Below are 25,011 nucleotides of genomic sequence, written 5' to 3' on the forward strand. Positions count from 1 at the left end.
ACGCGGTCGGCGGCCGACGCCCAGGGGGGCCCTGTCGGCACCCCGGCCGTCCACGTCCCGGAACACGCCCGGATCGGCGTCTTCCGCTTACCGGGACGAGGGGTGCCGACACGGAGGGAACCCCCGTTGCCGACCCTTCGGACACCGTCGCCCATACCGCCGCCGCAGGCCGCGCTCCGGCTCGCGCCGGGGCCCGGTCCATGGCAGCGCGCCCCGGCGACGAACCCGCCCGGACTCACGGCGGCCGCCCCCGAACCGGCCCTGCACCCGGCCGAGTTCCGCCGACACCGCCGACACCGCCGCCACCGCCGACACCGCCGACACCGCAGCCGCCGCCACCCCGGCCGCCGCCGCGGCCGTCGGCCGAAGCGGCCGTCGCCTGCAGCGGCCGATCGCCTACAGCGGCACGATGTCCGGCGCGCCCAGCCGTGCCGCGTCCGCCGTCAGGTCGTCGGGCTGGAGCTGGGACTCCCGTTCGGCCTCCACCCGCTTCTCGTAGTGCGCGATCTCGCGCTCGATCTGGTCCGCGTCCCAGCCGAGCACCGGCGCCATCAGCTCGGCGGCCTCACGGGCGCTGCGGGTGCCGCGGTCGAAGGTCTCGATGGAGATGCGGGTGCGCCGGGTGAGCACGTCGTCCAGGTGGCGGGCGCCCTCGTGCGAGGCGGCGTAGACGATCTCGGCGCGCAGGTAGTCGTCGGCGTGCCGGAGCGGTTCGCCGAGCGTGGGGTCGGCGGCGATCAGCTCCAGGACCTGTTCGGCCGCCGAGCCGAAGCGGTTCAGCAGGTGCTCCACGCGGACCACGTGCAGTCCGTACCGCTCGGCGATGCGGGCGCGGGCGTTCCACATCGCCGGGTAGCCCTCGGCGCCGAGCAGCGGGATCTCCTCCGTCACGGACTCGGCGACGCGCCGGTCGAGGCCGTGCACCGCCTCGTCGACGGCGTCCTTCGCCATCACCCGGTACGTCGTGTACTTGCCGCCCGCGACGACCACGAGCCCCGGCACCGGGTGCGCGACGGTGTGCTCGCGCGACAGCTTGCTGGTGGCGTCGGACTCACCGGCCAGCAGGGGCCTGAGGCCCGCGTACACGCCCTCGACGTCGTCCCGGGTCAGGGGCACCGCGAGCACCGAGTTGACGCGCTCCAGGAGGTAGTCGATGTCGGCGCTGGACGCGGCCGGGTGGGCCTTGTCGAGGTCCCAGTCGGTGTCGGTGGTGCCGACGATCCAGTGCCGGCCCCAGGGGATGACGAACAGCACGGACTTCTCGGTGCGCAGGATCAGGCCGGTGCTGGAGTGGATGCGGTCCTTCGGCACGACCAGGTGGATGCCCTTGGAGGCGCGCACATGGAACTGGCCCCGCTCCCCCACCATGGCCTGGGTGTCGTCGGTCCACACGCCGGTGGCGTTGACGACCTGCCGGGCCCGGATCTCGTACTCCCCGCCGCCCTCGACGTCCTCCACCCGGACCCCGACGACCCGCTCGCCCTCGCGCAGGAACCCGGTCACGCGCGCGCGGTTGGCCACCTTGGCGCCGTACGAGGCCGCCGTGCGCACCAGGGCCGTGACGAAGCGGGCGTCGTCCACCTCGGCGTCGTAGTACTGGAGGGCGCCGACCAGGGCGTCCTTCTTGAGGGCGGGGGCGACGCGCAGGGCGTGACGGCGGCTCAGGTGGCGGTGCACGGGCAGCCCGCGGCCGTGTCCGCGGGCCATGGACATGGCGTCGTAGAGCGCGACGCCGGAGCCCGCGTAGAGCCGCTCCCAGCCCCGGTGCTTGAGCGGGTAGAGGAAGGGCACCGGCTTGACCAGGTGCGGGGCGAGCCGCTCCAGGAGCAGGCCGCGTTCCTTCAGTGCCTCGCGGACCAGGGCGAAGTCGAGCATCTCCAGGTAGCGCAGGCCGCCGTGGATGAGCTTGCTGGACCTGCTGGAGGTGCCGGACGCCCAGTCCCGGGCCTCGACCAGGCCGGTGGACAGTCCGCGGGTGGCGGCGTCCAGCGCGGTGCCGGCCCCCACGATCCCGGCGCCGACCACCAGCACGTCCAGTTCGTGCTCCGCCATCGCCGCCAGGTCCTCGGCGCGCTGCGCCGGATCCAGAGTCGCTGTCCTCACCGCTGCCTCCCGCTGTCGCACAACCCGCTCGCATCGGCCGCACCCGGTGGGCGAAGCCCGGTTCACTCCCTCCTCATGCCCAAATTCTGACCGTGTCCCGTGGCCTCGGCAGCTTCTCGCGGGCGGCCACCGCGGCCGGCACACCGGCCGCACGCCCGCCCGCCCCGGGCCGGCACGGCGTACGGCGGTGCCACCGGCCCCCGGCGTACGGCCGGGCGGGCGCGCCCTCGGCCGGGCGGGGGCGGGCGCGGGGGCCCGCGGCGCCGCGTTCGCCCGGTCGGGTGAAGTACGGGGACCGGGCGGCGGCCGGCGGCGGCAGCGGCCCCGCGCCGCCCTCCCGGAGCGGCCGGGCGCCCGGGCGAGCGCGCCGCCCCGGCCCGGCGGACCTGGTCCGTCCGCGCGGGACACCCCGCGTGCGACCGACGGAAGACACACGAACACAATCACACAGAACGGTCATATTTGTACCTAGTCTGACAGTGCGCTCGCTCTTCCGGTCCACAGGGCTTGCGCACCCGTACCGCTACGGCTACTGGGAAGGACTGCCCCCTCCATGCCCGCAGACCTCGCCATCATCGGACTCGGGCCGTACGGCCTGCCGCTCGCCCAGGCAGCCGTCGCCGCCGGCATCCCGACCATCGGATTCGCCACCGGCCCCGAGGCGGGCTCGCTCAGCGCCGCCGAGCTGCGCCGGATGCGCGCCGAGGGCTTCCGCCCGGGCACCGACCCGGCCCAGCTCGGCCGGGTGCGCACGGCGGTGATCTGCGCGCCCACCCCGCGCGGGGCCGACGGCGGGGTCGACCTCTCCCAGGTCGAGGCGGCGGCCCGCGCCCTGGCCGGACGGCTGCGCCCGCACACCACGGTCATCCTGGAGTCCCCGGTGCTCCCCGGGACCACCGGGGACTTCCTGCGCCCCCTGCTGGAGGAGGGCTCCGGACTGCGCGCCGGCCGCGACTTCCACCTGGCGTACTCGCCGAGCCGGGTCGATCCCGGCAGCCGCGACCGCACCCCGGCCGGCACCCCGAAGGTCATCGGCGGCCTCACTCCGGCCTGCACCGAGTCGGCGGCCGCCTTCTACGGCCGGCTCACCGACAAGGTGGTCCGGGCGCGCGGCCTGCGCGAGGCGGAGACCGTGCAGCTGCTGGAGACCAACTACCGGCACGTGAACATCGCGCTGGTCAACGAGATGGCCGTGCTCTGCCACGACCTGGGCGTCGACCTGTGGGACGTCATCCGCTGCGCGGAGACCAAGCCGTACGGTTTCCAGGCGTTCCGGCCGGGGCCCGGCGTCGGCGGGCACGGCGTCCCGCACGACCTCACCGGCCACGCGAGCCGCGGCCTGCGCATGGTGGAACTCGCCCAGCAGGTCAACCACCGCATGCCCCGGTACGTCGTCCAGCGCGCCGCCGCCCTGCTCAACGAGCACGGCAAGTCCGCCCGGGGCGCGCGCGTGCTGCTGCTGGGCGTCACCTACAAGCCGGACCTCGCCGACCAGCAGGGCACGCCCGCGCGGGAGATCGCGCACCGGCTGCTGGAGCTGGGCGCCCAGGTCAGCTACCACGACCCGCTGGTGGCCTCCTGGAACGTCCTGGACCGCCCGGTCCCGCGCGCGGACTCCCTCTACGAGGCGGCCGCCGACGCCGACCTCACGGTCCTGCTCCAGCCGCACCGCACCTACGACCTCCAGGGGCTGTCGGTGAAGGCCCAGCTGCTGCTGGACACCCGCGGCGTCACGCCCACGGGGGCGGCGCACCGGCTGTGAGGGACGACGAGGGCCCGGACACCGGTCGCGGTGTCCGGGCCCTCGCCCGTGTCCATGGAGGTCAGCGGCTGTGCTGGCTGTCCGCCACCGTGACCTCGACGCGCTGGAACTCCTTGAGCTCGCTGTAGCCGGTGGTGGCCATGGCGCGGCGCAGGGCGCCGAAGAAGTTCATCGAGCCGTCGGGGGTGTGCGACGGGCCGGTGAGGATCTCCTCCAGGGTGCCGACCGTGCCCAGGTCGACCTTCTTGCCGCGGGGCAGCTCCTCGTTGACCGCCTCCATGCCCCAGTGGTGGCCCTGGCCGGGCACGTCCGTGCCGCGGGCCAGCGGGGAGCCCATCATCACGGCGTCGGCGCCGCAGGCGATCGCCTTGGCGAGGTCGCCGGACCAGCCCACGCCGCCGTCGGCGATCACGTGCACGTACCGGCCGCCGGACTCGTCCATGTAGTCGCGGCGGGCCGCGGCCACGTCCGCGACGGCCGTGGCCATCGGGACCTGGATGCCGAGCACGTTGCGCGTGGTGTGCGCGGCGCCGCCGCCGAAGCCGACGAGCACGCCGGCCGCGCCGGTCCGCATCAGGTGCAGGGCGGCGGTGTACGTGGCGCAGCCGCCGACGATCACCGGGACGTCCAGCTCGTAGATGAACTGCTTCAGGTTCAGCGGCTCGTGCGCCGAGGAGACGTGCTCCGCCGACACGGTCGTACCGCGGATGACGAAGATGTCCACGCCCGCGTCGACGACGGCCTTGGAGAACTGCGCGGTGCGCTGCGGGGAGAGGGCGGCGGCGGTGACCACACCGGCGTCGCGCACCTCCTTGATGCGGGCGCCGATCAGCTCCTCCTTGATGGGAGCCGAGTAGATCTCCTGGAGGCGGCGGGTGGCGCGCTCGGCGGGCAGCCCGGCGATCTCGTCCAGCAGCGGCTGCGGGTCCTCGTGGCGCGTCCACAGGCCCTCGAGGTTGAGGACGCCGAGGCCGCCCAGCTCGCCGATGCGGATCGCGGTGGCCGGGGAGACGACCGAGTCCATCGGGGCGGCCAGGAACGGCAGCTCGAAGCGGTAGGCGTCGATCTGCCAGGCGATCGAGACCTCCTTCGGGTCCCGCGTACGGCGGCTGGGTACGACGGCGATGTCGTCGAAGGCGTACGCCCGCCGGCCGCGCTTGCCGCGCCCGATCTCGATCTCAGTCACGTCTTGGCCTTTCCCTGATGCGTTTCAGCGTCTTCCAGTATCCCCGACGGGTGCGGCGGCGACCCTCCTGGGACGGCGAAGGCGGTCCCGGGACGCCCCGGGACCGCCTGTCACAGCCCGCGCTCGCGCGCGTGGCTCACTTCTTGTTGCTGTAGTTCGGCGCCTCGACCGTCATCTGGATGTCGTGCGGGTGGCTCTCCTTGAGACCCGCCGAGGTGATCCGGACGAACCGGCCCTTGGACTCCATCTCCTCGATGGTGGCGGCGCCCACGTAGCCCATGGTCTGGCGCAGGCCGCCGACGAGCTGGTGCAGCACGTTGGAGAGGGGGCCGCGGTAGGGCACCTGGCCCTCGACGCCCTCGGGCACGAGCTTGTCGTCGGAGGCGACCTCGGCCTGGAAGTAGCGGTCCTTGGAGTAGGACCGGCCCTGGCCGCGGGACTGCATGGCGCCCAGCGAGCCCATGCCGCGGTACGACTTGAACTGCTTGCCGTTGATGAACATCAGCTCACCCGGGGACTCCTCGCAGCCGGCCAGGAGGCTGCCCAGCATCACGGTGTCGGCACCGGCGGCCAGCGCCTTGCCGATGTCGCCGGAGTACTGCAGGCCGCCGTCGCCGATCAGCGGGACGCCCGCCGGACGGGCCGCGAGGGAGGCCTCGTAGATGGCCGTGACCTGCGGGACACCGATACCGGCGACCACACGCGTGGTGCAGATCGAGCCCGGTCCGACACCCACCTTGATGCCGTCGACACCGGCGTCGATGAGCGCCTGGGCGCCGTCACGGGTGGCGACGTTGCCGCCGATCACGTCGACGCCGACGCTGGACTTGATCTTCGCCATCCAGCTGAGGGCGTTGCTGTTGTGACCGTGCGAGGTGTCGACGACCAGGAAGTCCACGCCGGCCTCGGCGAGCGCCTGGGCGCGCTCCAGCGCCTCGGGGCTGGCGCCGACGGCGGCACCGACGAGCAGGCGGCCTTCGGCGTCCTTGGCGGCGTTCGGGTACTGCTCGGCCTTGACGAAGTCCTTGACCGTGATCAGGCCCTTGAGGACGCCGTCGGCGTCGACCAGCGGCAGCTTCTCGATCTTGTGCTTGCGCAGCAGCTCCATGGCCTCGGGCCCGGAGGTGCCGACCCGGCCGGTGACCAGCGGCATCGGGGTCATGACCTCGTGCACCTGGCGCGTGCGGTCGCTCTCGAAGGCCATGTCACGGTTGGTGACGATGCCGAGCAGCTTGCCCGCCGGGTCGGTGACCGGGACACCGCTGATGCGGAACTTGGCGCACAGGGCGTCGGCCTCGGCGAGCGTGGCCTCCGGGTGCACCGTGATCGGGTCGGTGACCATGCCGGACTCGGACCGCTTCACCAGGTCGACCTGGTTGACCTGGTCCTCGACCGACAGGTTGCGGTGCAGCACGCCCACGCCGCCGAGGCGGGCCATGGCGATGGCCATGCGGGACTCGGTCACCTTGTCCATCGCCGCGGACAGCAGCGGGATGTTGACCCGGACGTTGCGGGAGATACGGGACGAGGTGTCGACCGCGTTGGGGAGCACCTCGGATGCACCCGGCAGCAGCAGCACGTCGTCGTAGGTCAGCCCGAGTGTCGCGAATTTACCGGGCACTCCGTCGACGTTGGCAGTCATGACACCTTCCCCAAAGCCTTGATCGGTGCGGATGTCCATGCTAACGGGAACCTCGCCAGCAACTTCCACGGTACGGGGGCCGCCGGCTTCGTACGTTCGTACAGAGGCGGGGGTCCGTCCGGCCGGGTCGCTCGCCCTCGCGCGGCGCGCGCCGGCACGGGCGGACAGGGGGTGCGACGCCGTCTGGCTGCGCCTACGCGGCGGATCGCCGGTGCGACGGGAGGTTTCCGGTCACTGCTCGGCGAGGGCGCGCAGCCGGCTCAGCGCGCGGTGCTGGGCCACCCGGACCGCACCGGGTGACATTCCCAACATCTGCCCCGTCTCCTCCGCGGTCAAGCCCACGGCGATGCGCAGCAGGAGCAGCTCGCGCTGGTTGTCGGGGAGGTTGGCCAGCAGCTTCTTCGCCCATTCGGCGTCGCTGCTGAGCAGGGCGCGCTCCTCGGGGCCGAGGGAGTCGTCGGGCCGCTCCGGCATCTCGTCCGAGGGGACGGCGGTGGAACCGGGGTGACGCATCGCGGCCCGCTGGAGGTCGGCGACCTTGTGCGAGGCGATGGCGAAGACGAACGCCTCGAAGGGGCGTCCGGTGTCGCGGTAGCGCGGCAGGGCGAGCAGGACCGCGACGCAGACCTCCTGCGCCAGGTCCTCGACGAAATGCCGGGCGTCGCCGGGCAGCCTGGACAGGCGGGTACGGCAGTAACGCAGCGCGAGGGGGTGGACGTGCGCGAGCAGGTCGTGCGTCGCCTGCTCGTCGCCGTCGACGGCGAGATGCACGAGCGCACCAATCCCGTGGGCCGTGCCCGCTTCGTCGTCGCGCATCGGTCCATGGTGCCTTGCGGCCCTGCGGTCCGTCGCATCACGCTCGTGGTTGTGCACCGAAGCGTTATGAGCAGGTGCGCCGGCACTCATCCCCTGCGCCCTCCCCTTCCGCTCGACCGACTCGTCCCCGAGAGACTCCACACCTCAAGGATGCGGCATCCGCGGCGAAACGAGCAGCGCGCGTGCGGCGGGCCGCTTCGCGCGACGGCCGGACGCGTGTACCGCGGGCGCGCACGGACGGGTCCCCGGACGTCCGCGGCGCACACGTCCGGCCCCCGCCACCTGCGCCGGCACCCCTCGCCCCCGCCCGCCCGGTGGCGGGCGGGGAGCCGCGGGTGGCGGCGCGTCGTACCGCCGCGGCGCACGGTCTACCGGACCAGTCCCCAGCGGAAGCCGAGCGCCACCGCGTGGGCGCGGTCGGAGGCGCCGAGCTTCTTGAACAGGCGACGGGCGTGCGTCTTGACGGTGTCCTCGGAGAGGAACAGCTCGCGCCCGATCTCCGCGTTGGAGCGGCCGTGGCTCATGCCTTCGAGGACCTGGATCTCACGCGCGGTGAGCGTGGGCGCGGCGCCCATCTCGGCCGAGCGGAGCCGGCGCGGGGCCAGCCGCCAGGTGGGGTCGGCGAGGGCCTGCGTCACCGTGGCCCGCAGTTCGGCGCGCGAGGCGTCCTTGTGCAGGTAGCCGCGGGCGCCGGCGGCGACCGCGAGGGCCACACCGTCGAGGTCCTCGGCGACGGTGAGCATGATGATCCGGGCGCCCGGGTCGGCGGACAGCAGCCGGCGCACGGTCTCGACGCCGCCCAGGCCGGGCATGCGTACATCCATCAGGATGAGGTCGGAGCGGTCGGCGCCCCAGCGGCGGAGGACTTCCTCGCCGTTGGCCGCCGTCGTCACGCGCTCGACGCCGGGCACGGTCGCTACCGCGCGGCGGAGCGCCTCTCGGGCAAGCGGGGAGTCGTCGCAGACGAGGACGGAAGTCATGACCGCCCTCCGCAGCTGATGCGCGTCACCTTGAGCCTCCAGGCTGGTACGGAATCGTCACCTGTGCGGTCGACCGTCTCGGACGCCTGCCCGAGCACTTGTGTTTTCAACCGCCTCCGCACTCTCAACGACGGTCACTCGAAAGAGTTACGGGGCCGCATGCCGTCTTCGGCACTCTACGTGAGGGTCTCGACACGGTGCAGACATGCCCAACGGACTCTCAAGTTTTCATCACAAGCCATGCCCCATTTAGACGCTTTTGCTCCCGTTTCTCAGTGTCTGGAGCTAGATTCGCAATGAGTCATATTTTCATCTCCTTAGACCGGACATGTACGGTCGATGGCACGCGTATCCGCCCAGAACGGCTACAAGGGGTCACGTAATGGCAGATTTCTCCCGCCTTCCCGGACCGAACGCGGACCTGTGGGACTGGCAGCTCCTGGCCGCCTGCCGCGGAGTGGACAGCTCGCTCTTCTTCCACCCGGAGGGCGAGCGCGGGGCGGCACGGAGCGCTCGCGAGAACTCGGCCAAGGAGGTCTGCATGAGGTGCCCGGTGCGCGCCCAGTGCGCGGCGCACGCCCTGGCGGTGCGCGAGCCGTACGGCGTGTGGGGCGGGCTGACCGAGGACGAGCGCGAGGAGCTGATGGGGCGGGCGCGCAACCGCCTGGTGTCGGCATCGGCCTCCGGCGGGGGTGCGGGCACCGACGCCTGAAGGAACGTTTCCGCATTCACTCGCCCGGCGGGAGCGCGCTCGCGCCCGCACGCTCCGGCGAGCCCCTGGGGGCGCCTATTCGGCCTTCGTGGATCAGGCCGCGGCGTCCGGTGGTGCCTCGGCGTGCGGCCGCATCGCCCTCGTACTGGGCGTACGTGGGCGGTCAGGCCGTACCGCGAGGTGCCGTGCCGGGCGTCGCGGACCCACGAAGCCCGGGGAGACGCCCCCTAGGCGCGCCCGGCGGCTCTGGCCAGCTGTTCCAGCGTCGCCGCAACGGCGGGCACCCGGGCCAGGTCGGGCAGCGTGAGCGCGACGACCTCCCGCCGCACCGCGGGCTCCAGCCTGACCACGCGCACGCCCCTGGGCCGCACCGAGTCCGCCGCGAGCTGCGGCAGGACCGCCACGCCCAGGCCCGCGCCGACCAGGCCGGCCACCGCCGGGTAGTCGTCGGTGGCGAAGTCGATACGGGGCGTGAATCCGGCGCTCTCGCACGCCTGCACGAGCTGGCCGCGGCAGCGGGGGCACCCGGCGATCCAGGACTCCTCGGCCAGCTCACCTATGCCCACGGACTCGGCGCCCGCGAGCCGGTGCCGCTCGGGCACCAGCGCGACGAGACGGTCCGTCAGCAGGGGTCGTACGACCAGGTCCTCCCACTCCTCCGCGGCCGCCGTGCCCTCGTAGCGGAAGGCCAGCGCCAGGTCGCAGTCGCCCTCGCGCAGGAGCTCGACGGACTTCGGGGGCTCGGCCTCCTCCAGGGAGACGCGGGTGCCGGGGTGGGCGGCGCGCAGGGCGGCCAGCGCGGTGGGGACCAGGGTGGAGCTGCCGCTGGGGAAGGAGACCAGCCGGACCCGGCCGGCCCTCAGGCCCGCGATGGCGGCGACCTCCTCCTCGGCCGCGGTCAGCCCGGCGAGGATCCCGGAGGCGTGCCGGACGAGGGCCTCGCCGGCCTGGGTGAGGCGCATCTCGCGGCCGCCGCGGACCAGCAGCGGGGTGCCGACCGAGGACTCCAGCGCCTTCATCTGCTGGCTCACGGCGGGCTGGGTGCAGCCCAGCTCGCGGCCGGCCGCCGAGAAGGAGCCGGTGGCGGCCACGGCGCGCAGGACACGGAGATGACGGGCCTCGATCACCCGTCAATCATAAGCCTGCCTTGGGTGAGGTGTCCGATAATGTCCCGTCGCTTTGAGGCCGCCTGCCGTAGCGTGCGCTCATGAAGCTTCTCTCGGTCAATCTGGGCCGCCCGCAGCAGGTGCCGTACACCGACCAGGCGCAGGGCGTGACCGGCATCGACAAAAGGCCGGCCGACGGGCCGGTACAGGTGACGGCTCCGGGCCCCAAGGGGGTCGGCGGCAGCGGGCTGGCCGGGGACGCCGTGTGCGACCTGCGCCATCACGGCGGCGAGCACCAGGCGGTGTACGCCTTCGCGCGCGAGGACCTCGACGACTGGGAGCGCGAACTCGGCCGGCCCCTGGCCGACGGCGTCTTCGGCGAGAACCTCACGACGGAGGGCCTGGACGTCTCCGGAGCGCTGATCGGCGAGCGCTGGCGGATCGGATCCGGGGTGGTCCTGGAGGTGACGTCGGGACGCATCCCGTGCCGCACGTTCCAGGGCCATCTGGGCGAGTCGGGCTGGGTCAGGAGATTCACCCGTAAGGCCGCCACGGGGGCCTACCTGCGGGTGGTCGAACCGGGCGCGATCCGGGCGGGCGACGCCGTCGAGATCGTGCACCGGCCGGACCACGGGGTGACGGCGGCGCTGCAGTTCCGTGCGGTCACCACCGAGCGGGAGCTGCTGCCCCGGCTGCTCGACGCCGCTGACGCGCTGCACCCCGAGGCGCTGGACAAGGCCCGCAAGTACCTGGCCGGCCAGGTCGGCTGAGGATCCGTCACCGGTGAGCGGATGCCCTCGCTCCGGGTCACTACCCTTGGGCCATGACAACGGCTCTGATTACGGGATCGACCGCGGGGATCGGCGCCGCGTTCGCGCGGCGGCTGGCGGCCGAGGGGCACGACCTCGTCCTGGTCGCGCGGGACACCGGACGACTGCACGAACAGGCGACCGAGCTGCACGACCGGCACGGCATCGAGGCGGAGGTGCTGACCGCCGACCTCGCCGAGGACGCGGGCATCGAGGCGGTGGCCGAGCGGCTGCGCGACCGGAAGAACCCGGTCGACCTACTGGTCAACAACGCCGGTTTCGGCAACAAGGGCCGTTATCTCGACGTCTCCATGGACGACGAGCTGCGGATGCTCAAGGTGCACTGCGAGGCGGTGCTGCGGCTGACGTCGGCGGCCGCGGAGGCGATGCGCGAGCGCGGCCGGGGCGGTGTGGTCAACGTGGCCTCGGTCGCCGCGTTCGTGCCCCGCGGCACGTACGGCGCCTCGAAGTCCTGGGTCGTGCAGTTCACCCAGGGCGCGGCGAAGGACCTCGCGGGCAGCGGAGTGCGCCTGATGGCCCTGTGCCCGGGCTTCGTGCGCACGGAGTTCCACGAGCGGGCGGGCATGGGCACGGACAACATCCCGGGCTGGATGTGGCTGGACGCCGACAAGCTGGTGGAGGCGGCGCTGGCCGACCTCTCCCGCGGCCGGACGGTCTCCATCCCGGACCCCCGCTACAAGGCCCTGATGGGCCTGGTGAAGGTGACCCCGCGCGCGCTGCTGGGCGGCATCAGCTCGAAGACGGGGCGCAAGTACGGGCCGCAGTGAGGCGCGGGCGCAAGCACCGGCGGGGCGGCTGGGCGGCGGAGCGGCTGGGCGGCTGGGCGGCGACCCGGCCGCGTGGCTACGCGCAGGGGCGGTCGTAGTAGTTCTCGCCGCCGACCAGGACCGAGGTGACGCAGCGGGGGAATCCGCCGGAGTCGCGCGGGACCCTCTGGGAGGTCACCCGGGTGAAACCGAGGGACAGGCCGGGGATGAACGGGTACTCGGGATCCGAGGTGTCGACGCGCAGTCCGCGCCCGGCGGCACGGGCGAACAGGCGCTTGGCGGGCGTGGTGAACACCTCGTCGCCCTCGTAGAGGACCCGCGTGGTGGAGGTGCGGCCCTCGCCGGGCCACCACAGCTCGATCGCGGTCACGGCGGACCGGTCCCCCTCGGCCAGCGCCTGGACGGCGACGTGGTCCAGCTTCCACACGGCCAGACCCCTGCCAGGCACCACACGCGCCTCGCCCCACTCCGGCGTGGCGGCGGCGATCGCCTCGTCCAGCGTCATGCCCAGCCGCAGCGGAGCCACTCCGCGCGGCGGATCGAGTATCAACTCCACAACACACCCCTTACACCCGAGAGAAACTGACGTGGAGACACACCGGCCGGTAGCGGCTCCTCAAGCCCGAGCAGTCGTGTCACCGCACGCAGCCCCCTGTCCGGCCGCTCCAGATCCAGGAACCCACCGATCTCGACCCCGAGTGGATCCGCGGACGCCGGTGCGGCACCCGGCGCCGGCGGCTGCCCCTGGCGCGTGATGCCGGTAGCCGCGGGGACGGTGGTCAGGGGCGCTTCCTCGTAGCGGCTCCGGACGAGGAGTGGGGCTCCGGACAGCACTTCGCCCCGTCGCGTGGCGACGGGGCGAAGGCGGGGCCGACTTCGGCCGCGGGCTTCCCGAGGAGGCTCAGGCGCTCTTCAGGAAGCGTCGCGGACTACGTCAGTGCGAGTGGCCGTGGCCGTGGCCGTGGCCCGCGGCGGCCTCTTCCTCTTCCTTCTTCTCGACGACCAGGGTCTCGGTCGTGAGGAGCAGGGAGGCGATGGAGGCGGCGTTCTCCAGGGCGGAGCGGGTGACCTTGACCGGGTCGATGACGCCGGCCTTGACCAGGTCGCCGTACTCGGCCGTGGCGGCGTTGTAGCCCTGGCCCTTCTCCATGTCCTTGACCTTGGAGACGATCACGTAGCCCTCGAGGCCCGCGTTCTCCGCGATCCAGCGCAGCGGCTCGACGACGGCGTTGCGGACGACCGTGACACCGGTGGCCTCGTCGCCGGTCTTGCCGAGGTTGCCCTCGAGGACCTTGGCGGCGTGGACGAGCGCGGAGCCACCACCGGAGACGATGCCCTCCTCGACCGCGGCGCGGGTCGCGGAGATGGCGTCCTCCAGACGGTGCTTCTTCTCCTTCAGCTCCACCTCGGTGGCGGCGCCGACCTTGATCACGCACACGCCGCCGGCCAGCTTCGCGAGGCGCTCCTGGAGCTTCTCGCGGTCCCAGTCGGAGTCCGTGTTCTCGATCTCGGCCTTGATCTGGTTGACGCGGCCCTCGATCTCCTGGCCGCTGCCGCCACCGTCGACGATCGTGGTGTCGTCCTTGGTGACGGTCACGCGGCGGGCGGAGCCCAGCACGTCCAGACCGGCCTGGTCGAGCTTGAGGCCGACCTCCTCGGAGATGACCGTGGCGCCGGTGAGGACGGCCATGTCCTGCAGCATCGCCTTGCGGCGGTCGCCGAAGCCGGGGGCCTTCACCGCGACGGCGTTGAAGGTGCCGCGGATCTTGTTGACGACCAGGGTCGACAGGGCCTCGCCCTCGACGTCCTCGGCGATGATCAGCAGGGGCTTGGAGGCGCCGCCCTGGATGATCTTCTCGAGCAGCGGCAGCAGGTCCTGGATGGACGTGATCTTGCCCTGGTTGATCAGGATGTACGGGTCGTCGAGGACGGCCTCCATACGCTCCTGGTCGGTGACGAAGTACGGGGACAGGTAGCCCTTGTCGAAGGCCATGCCCTCGGTGAAGTCCAGCTCCAGACCGAAGGTGTTGGACTCCTCGACGGTGATGACACCGTCCTTGCCGACCTTGTCCATGGCCTCGGCGATGAGCTCGCCGACCTGCTGGTCCTGGGCGGACAGCGCGGCGACGGCGGCGATGTCGGACTTCTCGTCGATCGGGCGCGCCGTGGCGAGCAGATCCTCGGAGATGGCCTTGACCGCGGCGTCGATGCCCTTCTTCAGGGCGGCCGGGGAGGCACCGGCGGCGACGTTCTTCAGACCCTCGCGCACCAGGGCCTGGGCGAGCACGGTGGCGGTGGTGGTGCCGTCACCCGCGATGTCGTTGGTCTTGGTCGCCACCTCCTTCACCAGCTGGGCGCCGAGGTTCTCGAACGGGTCCTCGATCTCGACCTCACGGGCGATCGTGACACCGTCGTTGGTGATGGTGGGAGCGCCGAACTTCTTGTCGATGACGACGTTGCGGCCCTTGGGGCCGATCGTCACCTTCACCGTGTCGGCCAGCTTGTTGACGCCGCGCTCGAGGGCGCGACGGGCGTCCTCGTCGAACTTCAGAGTCTTCGCCATGACAGCGGGAGCCCTCTCGAAAAATCTGGGTGATATGGCACTGCGCCCCGGGCGCCCGGCTACTTAGGGGTTGCGGGGGGCCAGGGGCGCAGTCATGAGCAGAGTTGCTCGGGGTGAACTACTTCTCGATGATCGCGAGCACGTCGCGAGCCGAGAGGACGAGGTACTCGTCGCCGTTGTACTTCACCTCGGTGCCGCCGTACTTGCTGTACAGCACGATGTCGCCGACCTTGACGTCGAGCGGCAGGCGCTCGCCGTTCTCGAAGCGGCCCGGACCCACGGCGAGGACGGCGCCCTCCTGGGGCTTCTCCTTCGCGGTGTCCGGAATGACCAGGCCAGAGGCCGTGGTCTGCTCGGCGTCGAGCGGCTGGACCACGATGCGGTCCTCGAGCGGCTTGATGGCAACCTTGGAGCTGGTGGTCGTCACGATCCGACCTCCCCCTTCGGAGATCTCACGGGGTTATCTGTCTGAGGTGGCGACCAGGTGGATCCGTCGTCGCGGGTGCCGGACCTGCCCGTCGCGTTGTTGGCACTCTCATCTGCCGAGTGCCAGAGCCGAGACTATGACCGCGATTAGCACTCGGTCAAGCGGAGTGCCAATTGCCGTGCGGCGCGTCGGCCTCGCGGCGCGTCGGCGGGGTGGGGTGCTGGAGTTGGGGGCTCGGGGTGTGCGGCGCCCCGTCGTCATAGGGGGCTGCCGCCCCGGGCCCCCGCTGTCGGCCCCGAAAGGGCCTCGTCCTCAAACGCCGGACGGGCTGAGGGTGTGCGGGTCGGCCGAGTGCAGGTCCTCGAACGCTGCACGGGCTGAGGGTGTGCGGGTCGGCCGAGTGCCGGGGCCCCGAACACCGCACCGAACTGGGGGGTGTGCGGCTCAGCCGAGTGCCAGGGCCCCGAACACCGCACGGGCTGAGGGGTGCGCGGCTCAGCCGAGTGCCAGGGCCTCGAACGCCGCACGGGACTGGGGGGTGCGCAGCTCCGCCGAGTGCCAGGGCCCCGAACACCGCACGGGCTGAAGTTGCGCGGGGCGGCCGAGTGCAGGGGAGCGGTAGCAGCCGGCTCCTACAGGTAGTCCTCCAGGTGTCCCACCGTCAGGCCTCGTTCCTGGATGTGGCGGAGGAGGCGGGTGGTGCGGTCCTTGAGGGGGTGGGGGGTGGGGCCGTCGGAGCGGACCAGGACGATGTCGCCCGGGTGGAGGTGCTCGTCGCCGCGTGTATAGGCGAGGCCGCGGGAGGTCTCGGTGGCGCGCCACAGGACGACCGCGGAGATGCCGCAGTCGGCGGCGGCGCGCAGGGTGGTGCGGTCGTATCTGCCCTGCGGCGGGTGGAGGAGACGGGGGCGGTGGCCGAAGCGGGTGCCGAGCCGGTCCTGCCGGGCGCAGATCTCGGCGCGCTGCCCGGCGTAGGACAGCCCGCGCAGCGCGTGGCGGTCGGGGGCGCGGTTCTCGACCGCGGCCCCGGCGGCGCCTCTGGCCCCGGCCGCCGTCCCGGCCAGGGTCCCGGCGCCGCCGCCCGTCTCCGAGCCGGTGAGGAAGAGGCTGACCGGGAGCCGCAGTTCGCGGACCATGCCGGCGAACGCAGGGTCGCGTCCGGCGGCGTCGTCGTAGGTGAGGAAGACGACCGGGTCGGTGGTGGCGACCCGGTCCACGACCCGGGGGCGCGTGACGTCCCCGGTGGGCGGGGACGGCGGGCGCACCGGCCGGCTGGGCGGGGCGGCCAGCGGGACGGCGAGGCCCCAGCGCCGGTACGCCTCGTCGCGGACGCGGCCGGAGGGCCGTACGCCCTGGGCCGCCTTCCTGCCGAGGCGTTCGATCGGGTCCACGGACTGCGCGCAGCCCGCGAGGAGAAGGACCGAGGCGGCGAGGACGACGGCCGCGGCCGGGCGGGCTGTGCGCCTCCGGCCGGACCGCTGCCGCCCCGGGCGCCTCACAGGTAGTCCTCCAGGCGGGCCACGGCGTAGCCCTCGCGCGTGACCTTGTTCAGGAACCGGCGCATGTCGTCGACCATCGTGCCGTCCCAGTCGTCGCGGCCGCGGAAGTGGGTGAGGACGATGTCGCCGGGGTGCAGCTGCTCGTCGTCCTCGCGGTACTCCCAGTGGTCGACGTACACCTCCTCGTCCCAGATCGGCGCGTACTTGATGCCGCAGGACTTGGCGGCGCGCAGGGTGTCGCCGTTGTAGTTGCCGTAAGGAGGACGGAAGACGGTGGGCGCCTTGCCGAACTCCTTCTTCATGGTGTCCTGCATGCCGCAGATCTCGGCCCGCTGCTCCTCGTACTCCAGACCCGGCAGGTAGGGGTGCGTCAGGGTGTGGTTGTTGAGGGTGTGGCCCTCGGCCTGCATCTTGCGGAAGTAGCCGTAGTCGTTCTCGACCAGGTAGTTGCTGAGGAACGCGCTGTACGGGATCTTCAGGTCGCTCATCATGCGCAGGAACGCCGGGTCCTTCTCGGCGCCGTCGTCGATGGTGAGGAAGACGATCTTCTTGTCGGTGGGCACGGTGGTGAAGACCGGCGGGAGGTGCTCCTCCTCCTGGCCGTCCACCTCGAACCCGGCGCGCGCGGTGATCTTCGGCTTGTGGACCGGCGGGGCCGGCGGGGTCAGGGGGACCTGGTCCAGGTTCCAGTGCTGGGCGGCGGCGGCCAGGCGCGCGTGCTCGGCGGCGAGCCGGGCGGCGGGGTCCTGGTTCCGGGCGGGTCCGCCCTGCCCGGACTCGCGGCCGGGGCCGGACCCGCCGGCGCCGGTGCCGGTGCCGGGCGCGGAGCAGGCGGAGAGGACGGCGGTGGCGGCCAGCGCGGCGGCTCCGCAGCGGAGCGCCGCCTTCGCCAGGCGGGCCCGCCCCGGACGGCGCGGCCGCCCCGGGAGCGCCACCCGCCGCGCGAGCTGTGACCGAATTTTGTCATTTTGTACGACAGGTCGCATGGTGCCGGATCCTCGCAGGCCGCGGCCCCGAACCCGGTCCGACACCGCCGCCGGAGGCGCACGGTCCACCGACTGGCCCACAATGACCCGGTGAACGACCTGCTTCTCTCCTTCCGGGCGCTGCTCACCCCCGAGGGCCGGGCCCTCCTCGACGAGGTGCGCGGTACGGCCCCCGCGGACGAACTCGCCGTCGCCACCCGGCTGCGCCGCACGCACCCGCCGGAGCTGGTGTCGGCCGCTCTCGGCCAGGCCCGGCTGCGGCAGCGGGCGGCCGCCAAGTTCGCGGCCGCGGACGCGGAGCGGATGTTCTTCACGCCCAACGGGGTCGAGCAGTCGACGCGCGCCGCCGTGGCCGCCTACCGGGCGGAGCGGATGCGGGACGCGGGGGTGACCTCGGTGGCGGACCTGTGCTGCGGGATCGGCGGTGACGCGATCGAGCTGGCGCGGGCCGGGATCCGGGTGCTCGCGGTGGACCGGGACCCGCTCACGGCGGCCGTGGCCCGCGCGAACGCCGAGGCCCTCGGACTGACGGAGCTGATCGAGGTCCGCGAGGCCGATGTCACCGAGGTCGCGACCGACGGGTACGACGCCGTCTTCGTGGACCCCGCGCGGCGCGGCGGACGGGGCCGCGTCTTCGACCCCGAGGCGTACTCGCCGCCCCTGTCCTGGGCGGTCTCCGCGGCGCTCGGCGCCCCCCGCGCCGCCCTGAAGATCGCCCCCGGCATCCCGCACGAGGCGGTGCCCGCCGAGGCCGAGGCCGAGTGGATCTCGGACGGCGGCGACGTGAAGGAGGCGGTGCTGTGGTTCGGCACCGCGCCGGGCCTGGTCCGCGCCACCCTGCTGCCGGGTCCGCGCACCCTGGTCGGCCGCGGCCTGCCCGACCCGGAGGTGCGGCCCGTGGGGCGGTACCTGTACGAGCCCGACGGCGCGGTCATCCGGGCCCATCTGGTCGCCGAGGTGGCCGAGGAGGTCGGCGGCGGCCTCCTCGACGCGACCATCGCGTACATCACGGCCGACGAACTGCGCCCGACGCCGTACGCCACCGCCTACGAGATCACCGACCGGATGCCCTTCAACGTCAAGAAGCTGAAGGCGCTGCTGCGGGAGCGCGGGGTCGGCAACCTGACCGTGAAGAAGCGCGGCTCGGCGGTCGAGCCGGAGGAACTCCGCAAGAAGGTCAAGCCGCAGGGCCCGAACGCGGCGACGGTGTTCATGACGAGGGTGGCGGGGGCGCCGACGATGCTGATCGGCCGGCCGGCGCCGGTCACCTGAACGGCACGACCGCCCCGCCGGAGAGGACCCGGACCCGGGCTCGGCGGCTCACGGCGTAAGCGGCGTCATGGGCCGTGGACCGGGTGTCCGGGTGCGTTCCCCGGGCGGCGAGTTCGAGGAACGTGACCACGGCCCGGTCGTCGTCCGCCACCAGCGCCGCCTGTCGCAGCAGTGCCTGGTAATCGTGACTTCCGGGGTGGTAGTCGTCCAGGTGCTCCACAAGGTGACTGAGCACTTCGTGGACCCGCGATGCCGGTACACCCGGCGGAACCTGGTCCACGAACCCCGCGCGCAGGACCTCCGTGGCTCTCACGTACGCATCCACCCCCGCCTCGAGATCGAACGCGTAGAGCCACTGACGCGCCTGCTCGCCCGTGCTTCGGGGCTGCGTGCCGGCGTGGCCGGTCATGCTCCCGCTGCCGAAGAAGGTCCCCGTGACGTCGATCCCGCCGTACGGGGACAGCACCTTGCCAAGTCGCCTCGCGATCCTGCCCGTCCAGCTCCACGACGAGGAGCCCCGCGCGTACAGCAGGTCCGAGGCGAGGGTGGCGTCCACGATCGCGGAGCGGATGGCGTCGAGCCGCTGCGGGGTGCCCCAGGCCGCAGACGTGGCGGCCGCGGCGACGGCGACCCGCACGTCGTCACCGCCCAGGACCGCTTCCAGGTCCGCGACGTCACCGGGACAGTGGTCGAGGCCTTCGAGCGCGAGCCAGCGAAGCTGCCACGCGGCCGTGCCGTCGGCGGCGACGGCGAGCAGAGGCTCCCGGTGCGCCCACCCGTGCCCCTCGCCGCAGAAGTTCGCCAGGGCGGACATGACGGGTACTTTCTGGAAGTCGGTCGCCCGGTCCGATCTGACGAGATCGAGCAACACCCCGCATCCCTGGTCACCGGCCAGATTCAGGTAGGCATCGGCCAGCCTGGCTCGTTCGAAGAACCATCCGTTGTCGCGCAGCAGCAGTCCCAGCAGAGGTTCTCTCGCCCGCGGGTCCCGAAGCTGGGTCAACGCCTCGCACGCCGCCCGGGTGATGTTGTTGGCCAACGGCGTCGTTTCCTCTGTGTCCATGACGCGCAAAATCGCGTCCAGCGGTCCTCCGGCACCGCCGAGGGCCTTGACGACCACTTCGGCCGGGTGAGTCCAGGAGCTGGACGTGCCCGCCGTCTCGTCCAGCCTGCCGAGCAGGAAGGGAACGGCCGCCTTCACGTGCAGGGTGCCCAGAGCCGTGATGATGGCGTCGCGCAAAGGATCAGGCAGTTCCGGCCGCAAGGACAGCACGCCCAGCAGCCGTTCGCCCACGTTCCGTCCGCCGTGGACGGTCAGCGCCTCCACCAGCGCGGTACGCGCCGACGCGTCCCGGTTCGCATCGGCGACATAGGCGAGAGCCTCGCTCATCTGTGCTTCCGACCCCAGCACACCCACGAGGGCATCGGCAGCACGCCGCTGCTCCGCCGCGTACGGCGAGGTGTCCAGAAGTTCCCAGGCCGTCCGTATGATCTGCCGCCGCAACGTCACGTCGGCGACTCGTGGGCTTCCCGTAAGACAGCGGGCCGCCAAGAGCAGGTCCGTGTGGAAGAAGTCGTCGTCCGGGAGACTCAGCAGTTCCTCGGAGCCCTCCCGGGTCCGCGGGGTCCCCGGCTCCACCTGCAGGATGCCGAGCAGCAACCCCGTCGCGTCCGCCAGAGAGCCGGCCAACAGCAGGATCACCTCTTCCCACCATGGGTCGTGTCGGGCCCGTACGGCCATCTCGACCCCGGCCGGGCCGAGTTCGAGCAGCGCGGCGGCGGCGAAATGTTCCTGAAGGGTCAGGTGGAGGAATCCGTACCACCCGTGGGCCTGCGCTTTCAGCAGGCCGTACTGCGCGGCGATCTCCTCCAGGATCGCGCGGCTGTCCGTGCGGGGCAGATCGATGGTCGGCAGGAAGTCGGCGATCAGGGCGAGGAGTTCCTCCTCACGGAAGTAGCGCAGCCCACGCTGGTGGTACTGCCAGGCGATCTGCTTGAGCAGATCCTGTTTGCGGTCCGTGGTGAAACGGCTGTACCGGCTGATCTTGCGGTGGGCGTCCCACTCGCGCAGCAGCACCTCGACGCATCGCCGGTACAGCGCAGTCCGACGCTCCGGAAGCTCCAGGTCCCGCTCGTAGACGATGGCGATGAGGCTGAGCAGGAGCGGGTTGGCGGCCAGGGTCCGGAGGCGGGCGTTGCCCGACAGCGCGCGGACCAGGCCGCCTCGGCGGTGGTCGCGGTCACCGAACCAGTTGGCGATGAAGATCTCGATCTGTGGCCATTCGAAGTCCAGCGCCTCCAGGACCTGGAACTGCGGCAGCCCGCCCCGCCAGCCGTGCCGCCGGCAGGTGGTGGCGATCAGCGCCCTCGGGTAGCGGGTGGCCAGGCGGGTGATCTCCTCGGTGACGCGGTTGTAGGTGTCGGCCGCCGCCTCCGCGCTCTCGCCGCCCAGCACTTCGTCCAGCCCGTCGAACAGCAGCGCCGCCGTACCGTCGGTGAGCCGCTCCACGACGTACTCCCGGGCGTCCGCGAAGCCGTACTGGTCCGCCCAGTGTTCGGCCAGGTAGTCGAGGATCGATTCATGGCCGCTCCGCACGAACCGGAACAGCTCGATGTAAGCCGGGAGTCCGGGCAGCGCCTCGTCCTGTTCCCGGCGCGCCATACGCAGGGCGAGGTGCCGGAGCATGGTCGTCTTGCCCGCGCCCGGATCGCCGACGACCACGATGCGCTGGTAGCGCTGGAGCGCGTCGACCGGAGCGTACGTATGGGCGGCACCGGAGGCCCCGGCCACGGCCTGCGCCTCCCGTCGCACGGCGTCCCCGGTACGGTTCTGGGCGAACTCCTCCTCGCGGGCGAACCGCAATGGCTGCTGCTCCTGGACCCGGACCTGCACGTACAGCCGGTCCAGGCGCAGTGGGCGGGACATGTCGAGGATCCGCAGCGTCGACAGTTCCTGAACGAGCCGCGCGCGGTAGGCCGCGGCGCCGGCGGTAAGGCCGCTGCGGTGCGCCACCTGTCGCTCGGCGGCGCGCTCGCGCTCACGTTCCGCCGTCTCGACACCCTGCCGTTCCGCCCGCTCGGCAGCCCGGCGCTCGTGGTCCCACTCCTGCTCCCGGCGCCGTAGGTCGGCAGTGAGCTGCAGCTGGATCTTCTCGCGCTCCAGGACCCGGGTACGGCGGGTCTGCCAGAGCGCAACCGCGGCGCCGACCAGCGCGACCGCCACTCCCCCGGCCGCCGTGACGACCGACGCCGCGTCCAGCGCCAGATTCTGTGCGAGCACGGTACGAAACGGCACGGTGCGGCCCCCCGAGGTTCTTCCGGGGTCCCCCCTGGACTCCGGCTTCCCGATCCGCTGATCGCTTCCCGGATTCTGCCACCGGCCTCGCCGCGGCGGACCCGGATCGGTCAGATGTGCTCCGCCGTCGCGCGCCGCAGAAGCAGCTCCCGCTCACGCGCGTTGCGCGCCAGCGCCGCCGCACGCTCGAACTCCGCCTGGGCCTCGGGCATGCGGTCCAGGCGGGACAGGAGGTCGGCGCGGACTGCGGGGAGCAGGTGGTAGCCGCGCAGGGTGGGTTCGGCGGCGAGGCGGTCGACGATCTCCAGCGCTGCGGCCGGTCCCTGGACCATCGACACGGCCACCGCGCGGTTCAGCTCGACGACCGGGGACGGCGCCCGGGCCGCGAGCAGGCCGTACAGGGTGGCGATGGCGGCCCAGTCGGTCTCCTCGTAGGTGTACGCGTGGGCGTGGCAGGCGGCGATGGTGGCCTGGAGGGCGTACCGGCCGGGGGCGCCCGTGGCCGTGGCGTCGGCGCGGCCGAGGGCGTGGACGCCGCGCGCGATGAGCATGCGGTTCCAGCGGCGGCGGTTCTGGTCCCTCAGCAGCACCGGGGTGCCGTCGGGCGCGGTGCGGGCGGCGGTCCGGGAGGCCTGGAACTCCAGGAGCGCGGTCAGGGCGTGCACCTCGGGTTCCTTCGGCATCAGCGCGGACAGCAGGCGGGCCAGGCGCAGGGCGTCCTCGCACAGGCCGGGGCGCAGCAGGTCGTCTCCGGCGGTGGCGGCGTACCCCTCGTTGAAGATCAGGTAGATGACGTCGAGGACCGAGCCGAGGCGTGCCTCGCGGTCGGGCCCGTACGGCACCTCGAAGGGGACGTTCCGGGTGGCGAGCGTCCGTTTCGCCCGGACGATCCGCTGGGCGATCGTCGGCTCCGGGACGAGCTGGGCGCGGGCGATCTCGGCCGTGGTCAGACCGCCGAGCAGCCGCAGGGTCAGCGCGGTGCGGGCGTCCCCGGACAGCACCGGGTGGCAGGTGGTGAAGACCAGGCGGAGCAGGTCGTCGTCGATGTCGTCGGGGTCGGCGCTCTCGTGCGGCGGGAGGGTGGTGTCCAGGTCCCGGCCGACCTCGGCGAGCTTGCGGGCGTAGGTCTCGCGGCGCCGGATCAGGTCGACGGCGCGGTGCCGGGCGGTGGCCATGAGCCAGGCCCCGGGGTTGTCGGGCACCCCGTCCCGGGGCCAGCGCTCCAGCGCGGCGACCAGGGCGTCCTGCGTCAGTTCCTCGGCGATGCCGACGTCCCGGACGATCCGGGCGACGCCGGCGACCACCCGCGGGGACTCCAGGCGGAAGACGGTCTCGATCGCGTGGGCCGCGGCGGGCCCGGTGGGCTGTGGTTCCACAGCCCACCATGCAACACCCCCGGCGCCGCCCGGGCCAGCAGGGCCGGACGGTTGCGGGGCGCGGACGGGGCTCAGCCCTCGGCGATCTCGCGCACCTCGCAGGTCACCGTCCAGTGGTCCTCGTGGACCTTCAGGAAGCGCTTGGTCCACTCCACGGCCTCGGCCATGTCCTTGCACTGCATGAGCGCGTAGCCGCCGACGACCTCCTTGGTCTCGGTGAACGGCCCGTCGGTGACGGAGGTCTTCCCGTCCTCCCAGCGCACCCGGGTGCCCTGGGCGGTGGGGGTCAGCCCGGCGGTGTCGAGCAGGACGCCGGCCTTGGTCATCTGCTCGATCAGCTCGCCCATCCGGCGCATCAGCTCCTCGCTGGGGCCCTCGGCGGGGGCGGCGGCCTCGTCGATGCGTACGAGCGAGAGGTAACGGGGCATGGTGGCTCCTCAGGTGTGTCCGGCGGCGGGTCCTGTCCCCGCCACTCACCCATGCGTCGAACGGGAGACGCCGGTATCGACACGCGCCGGAAAAAACTTTTCGCCCACCGTGCCGGGCCCCGGACCCCGTCGGCACCGGAGGCTTCGAAAGTTTCGGTCAGCCCGCCGGCGGCGGCGCCGTACTGGAGCGCACCACCAGGCTCGTCGCCAGTTCCACCCGCGTCGCCGCTCCCTCCTGCCGTCCGCTGCCCAGCTCCAGCACCAGCCGGGCGGCGGCCTCGGCCATCTCGGTCAGCGGCTGCCGCACGGTCGTCAGCGGCGGTCCCACCCAGCGGGCCACCGGCAGATCGTCGAAGCCGACCACGCTGACGTCCTCCGGGATGCGCAGGCCCAGCTCGCGGGCCGCCTCGTACAGACCGAGGGCCTGGAGGTCGTTGCCCGTGAAGACGGCCGTGGGACGGTCGGGCCGGCGCAGCAGCTCCAGGCCCAGCCGGTAGCCGGTGTCGTGGTGGAAGTCGCCGGTGACGACCAGGGAGGGGTCGACCGGCAGCCCGGCCGTCTCCAGGGCGGCCCGGTAGCCGTCCACCCGGGCCCGGCTGCACATCATCCGGGACGGGCCGCTGATCGCGCCGATCCGGGTGTGGCCGAGGTCGACCAGGTGACGGGTGGCGGCGAGGCCGCCCTGCCAGTTGGTGGCGCCGACGGACGGCACGTCCGCGCCGGGGTCGCCGGCCGGGTCCATCACCACGAACGGGATGGAACGGCTGATCAGCAGCGCCCGCTGGGACGCGTCGAGCCCGGACAGCACGAGCACCACTCCGTGCGGGCGGCGCGCGGCGACCTGGTCGGCCCAGCTCCGGCCGGGGGTGAGCCGCCCGGCGGACTCGGAGAGCACCACGCTCAGGCCCGCCGACTGCGCCACGCTCTCCACGCCCCGGATGACCTCCAGCGCCCAGGCGCTCTCCAGCTCGTGGAAGACCAGGTCGATCAGCGGCGAGCGGGACGCCTCGGCGCGCCGCCGCCGGTAGCCGTGGACGCGCAGCAGCTCCTCGACACGGGTGCGGGTCGCGGCGGCGACGTCGGCGCGGCCGTTGAGCACCTTCGAAACAGTCGGAGCCGACACCCCGGCCTCACGGGCGATCTCGGCAAGCGTCGCCGTCTGCTTCTCCACCGACTTCTCCACCGACCTACCAGGATTCATGGCCGCGATCGTATCCCTGCGCGACCCCTTGACGGGGCCCGGAGACCGCCATACCTTCCC

Annotated in this window: 20 protein-coding genes; 5 read left to right on the plus strand and 15 right to left on the minus strand. The window is 72.7% G+C overall.

Annotated elements, in window-relative coordinates:
- Positions 1-396: 396 nt before the first annotated feature.
- Positions 397-2,103: an FAD-dependent oxidoreductase gene (locus tag ACIPRD_RS04160; protein ID WP_401559699.1), complete on the minus strand. Its 1,707-nt coding sequence runs from the start codon at positions 2,101-2,103 to the stop codon at positions 397-399.
- Positions 2,104-2,656: 553 nt separating this feature from the next.
- On the opposite strand from ACIPRD_RS04160, the gene ACIPRD_RS04165 reads away from it, so the two are divergent.
- Entirely contained in the window at positions 2,657-3,865 is a 1,209-nt protein-coding gene (locus ACIPRD_RS04165) for a nucleotide sugar dehydrogenase (protein ID WP_401559702.1), read from the plus strand.
- Positions 3,866-3,926: 61 nt separating this feature from the next.
- On the opposite strand, the gene ACIPRD_RS04170 is transcribed toward ACIPRD_RS04165, so the two are convergent.
- The 4 genes from ACIPRD_RS04170 to ACIPRD_RS04185 all read right to left on the minus strand — a co-directional run bounded on the left by ACIPRD_RS04170 (position 3,927) and on the right by ACIPRD_RS04185 (position 8,489).
- Positions 3,927-5,051: a GuaB3 family IMP dehydrogenase-related protein gene (locus tag ACIPRD_RS04170; RefSeq protein WP_356400810.1), complete on the minus strand. Its 1,125-nt coding sequence runs from the start codon at positions 5,049-5,051 to the stop codon at positions 3,927-3,929.
- Positions 5,052-5,187: 136 nt separating this feature from the next.
- Positions 5,188-6,693: an IMP dehydrogenase gene (guaB, locus tag ACIPRD_RS04175; protein WP_356400812.1), complete on the minus strand. Its 1,506-nt coding sequence runs from the start codon at positions 6,691-6,693 to the stop codon at positions 5,188-5,190.
- Positions 6,694-6,924: 231 nt separating this feature from the next.
- Positions 6,925-7,509, minus strand: coding sequence for a sigma-70 family RNA polymerase sigma factor (locus ACIPRD_RS04180; protein ID WP_356400814.1), 585 nt, complete (start codon positions 7,507-7,509; stop codon positions 6,925-6,927).
- 368 nt (positions 7,510-7,877) lie between these two features.
- Positions 7,878-8,489 carry a response regulator transcription factor gene (locus tag ACIPRD_RS04185; protein WP_003948568.1) on the minus strand — a complete coding sequence of 204 codons (612 nt, stop codon included), beginning with the start codon at positions 8,487-8,489 and terminating at the stop codon, positions 7,878-7,880.
- Positions 8,490-8,871: 382 nt separating this feature from the next.
- On the opposite strand from ACIPRD_RS04185, the gene ACIPRD_RS04190 reads away from it, so the two are divergent.
- On the plus strand, positions 8,872-9,201 hold the full coding sequence (locus ACIPRD_RS04190) for a WhiB family transcriptional regulator (RefSeq protein ID WP_356400817.1): 330 nt from the start codon (positions 8,872-8,874) through the stop codon (positions 9,199-9,201).
- Between the two features lie 227 nt (positions 9,202-9,428).
- On the opposite strand, the gene ACIPRD_RS04195 is transcribed toward ACIPRD_RS04190, so the two are convergent.
- Positions 9,429-10,328: a LysR family transcriptional regulator gene (locus ACIPRD_RS04195; protein WP_356400819.1), complete on the minus strand. Its 900-nt coding sequence runs from the start codon at positions 10,326-10,328 to the stop codon at positions 9,429-9,431.
- A gap of 80 nt (positions 10,329-10,408) precedes the next feature.
- Between ACIPRD_RS04195 and ACIPRD_RS04200 the strand changes: the two genes are divergently transcribed.
- Both ACIPRD_RS04200 and ACIPRD_RS04205 read left to right on the plus strand, forming a co-directional pair.
- Complete coding sequence (locus ACIPRD_RS04200) at positions 10,409-11,077, plus strand: MOSC domain-containing protein (protein ID WP_356400821.1); 669 nt, start codon at positions 10,409-10,411, stop codon at positions 11,075-11,077.
- 53 nt (positions 11,078-11,130) lie between these two features.
- A complete protein-coding gene (locus tag ACIPRD_RS04205) occupies positions 11,131-11,904 on the plus strand; it encodes an SDR family oxidoreductase (RefSeq protein WP_356400823.1) in 774 nt (257 codons plus the stop codon).
- Positions 11,905-11,980: 76 nt separating this feature from the next.
- Here the strand turns inward: ACIPRD_RS04205 and ACIPRD_RS04210 are convergent, their stop codons facing one another.
- The 5 genes from ACIPRD_RS04210 to ACIPRD_RS04230 all read right to left on the minus strand — a co-directional run bounded on the left by ACIPRD_RS04210 (position 11,981) and on the right by ACIPRD_RS04230 (position 17,379).
- Entirely contained in the window at positions 11,981-12,460 is a 480-nt protein-coding gene (locus tag ACIPRD_RS04210; RefSeq protein WP_401559710.1) for a hypothetical protein, read from the minus strand.
- Positions 12,461-12,838: 378 nt separating this feature from the next.
- Entirely contained in the window at positions 12,839-14,467 is a 1,629-nt protein-coding gene (groL, locus tag ACIPRD_RS04215) for a chaperonin GroEL (RefSeq protein ID WP_356400828.1), read from the minus strand.
- A gap of 118 nt (positions 14,468-14,585) precedes the next feature.
- Positions 14,586-14,894: a co-chaperone GroES gene (groES, locus tag ACIPRD_RS04220; RefSeq protein ID WP_330459340.1), complete on the minus strand. Its 309-nt coding sequence runs from the start codon at positions 14,892-14,894 to the stop codon at positions 14,586-14,588.
- A 632-nt stretch (positions 14,895-15,526) separates the two neighbouring features.
- A complete protein-coding gene (locus tag ACIPRD_RS04225; protein WP_356400831.1) occupies positions 15,527-16,393 on the minus strand; it encodes a polysaccharide deacetylase family protein in 867 nt (288 codons plus the stop codon).
- Complete coding sequence (locus ACIPRD_RS04230) at positions 16,390-17,379, minus strand: polysaccharide deacetylase family protein (RefSeq protein ID WP_401559713.1); 990 nt, start codon at positions 17,377-17,379, stop codon at positions 16,390-16,392. The genes ACIPRD_RS04225 and ACIPRD_RS04230 overlap by 4 nt, the downstream gene beginning before the upstream one ends.
- On the opposite strand from ACIPRD_RS04230, the gene ACIPRD_RS04235 reads away from it, so the two are divergent.
- Positions 17,362-18,651, plus strand: a complete 1,290-nt coding sequence (locus ACIPRD_RS04235) for a methyltransferase domain-containing protein (protein WP_401559715.1) — start codon at positions 17,362-17,364, stop codon at positions 18,649-18,651. The genes ACIPRD_RS04230 and ACIPRD_RS04235 overlap by 18 nt on opposite strands.
- Here the strand turns inward: ACIPRD_RS04235 and ACIPRD_RS04240 are convergent.
- From ACIPRD_RS04240 to ACIPRD_RS04255, 4 genes are all read right to left on the minus strand, one after another.
- Positions 18,644-21,931: an NACHT domain-containing protein gene (locus ACIPRD_RS04240; protein WP_401559718.1), complete on the minus strand. Its 3,288-nt coding sequence runs from the start codon at positions 21,929-21,931 to the stop codon at positions 18,644-18,646. The two genes, ACIPRD_RS04235 and ACIPRD_RS04240, sit on opposite strands and share 8 nt — an antisense overlap.
- Positions 21,932-22,056: 125 nt before the next feature.
- A complete protein-coding gene (locus ACIPRD_RS04245) occupies positions 22,057-23,322 on the minus strand; it encodes an RNA polymerase sigma factor (protein ID WP_401559720.1) in 1,266 nt (421 codons plus the stop codon).
- Between the two features lie 71 nt (positions 23,323-23,393).
- A complete protein-coding gene (locus tag ACIPRD_RS04250) occupies positions 23,394-23,750 on the minus strand; it encodes a YciI family protein (protein ID WP_401559723.1) in 357 nt (118 codons plus the stop codon).
- 157 nt (positions 23,751-23,907) lie between these two features.
- Positions 23,908-24,951, minus strand: coding sequence for a LacI family DNA-binding transcriptional regulator (locus ACIPRD_RS04255; protein WP_356400842.1), 1,044 nt, complete (start codon positions 24,949-24,951; stop codon positions 23,908-23,910).
- Positions 24,952-25,011 lie beyond the last annotated feature (60 nt).

Source organism: Streptomyces sp. NPDC090108 (assembly GCF_044747185.1).
GTDB lineage: Bacteria > Actinomycetota > Actinomycetes > Streptomycetales > Streptomycetaceae > Streptomyces.

What these genes read in the sequence shown, in the direction of transcription:
- ACIPRD_RS04165 (WP_401559702.1), top strand. Translation starts at nt 2,657, where the DNA reads ATGCCCGCAGACCTCGCCATCATCGGACTCGGGCCGTACGGCCTGCCG.
- guaB (WP_356400812.1), bottom strand. Translation starts at nt 6,693, where the DNA reads ATGACTGCCAACGTCGACGGAGTGCCCGGTAAATTCGCGACACTCGGG.
- ACIPRD_RS04180 (WP_356400814.1), bottom strand. Translation starts at nt 7,509, where the DNA reads ATGCGCGACGACGAAGCGGGCACGGCCCACGGGATTGGTGCGCTCGTG.
- ACIPRD_RS04185 (WP_003948568.1), bottom strand. Translation starts at nt 8,489, where the DNA reads ATGACTTCCGTCCTCGTCTGCGACGACTCCCCGCTTGCCCGAGAGGCG.
- ACIPRD_RS04190 (WP_356400817.1), top strand. Translation starts at nt 8,872, where the DNA reads ATGGCAGATTTCTCCCGCCTTCCCGGACCGAACGCGGACCTGTGGGAC.
- ACIPRD_RS04200 (WP_356400821.1), top strand. Translation starts at nt 10,409, where the DNA reads ATGAAGCTTCTCTCGGTCAATCTGGGCCGCCCGCAGCAGGTGCCGTAC.
- ACIPRD_RS04205 (WP_356400823.1), top strand. Translation starts at nt 11,131, where the DNA reads ATGACAACGGCTCTGATTACGGGATCGACCGCGGGGATCGGCGCCGCG.
- groL (WP_356400828.1), bottom strand. Translation starts at nt 14,467, where the DNA reads ATGGCGAAGACTCTGAAGTTCGACGAGGACGCCCGTCGCGCCCTCGAG.
- ACIPRD_RS04230 (WP_401559713.1), bottom strand. Translation starts at nt 17,379, where the DNA reads ATGCGACCTGTCGTACAAAATGACAAAATTCGGTCACAGCTCGCGCGG.
- ACIPRD_RS04250 (WP_401559723.1), bottom strand. Translation starts at nt 23,750, where the DNA reads ATGCCCCGTTACCTCTCGCTCGTACGCATCGACGAGGCCGCCGCCCCC.
- ACIPRD_RS04255 (WP_356400842.1), bottom strand. Translation starts at nt 24,951, where the DNA reads ATGAATCCTGGTAGGTCGGTGGAGAAGTCGGTGGAGAAGCAGACGGCG.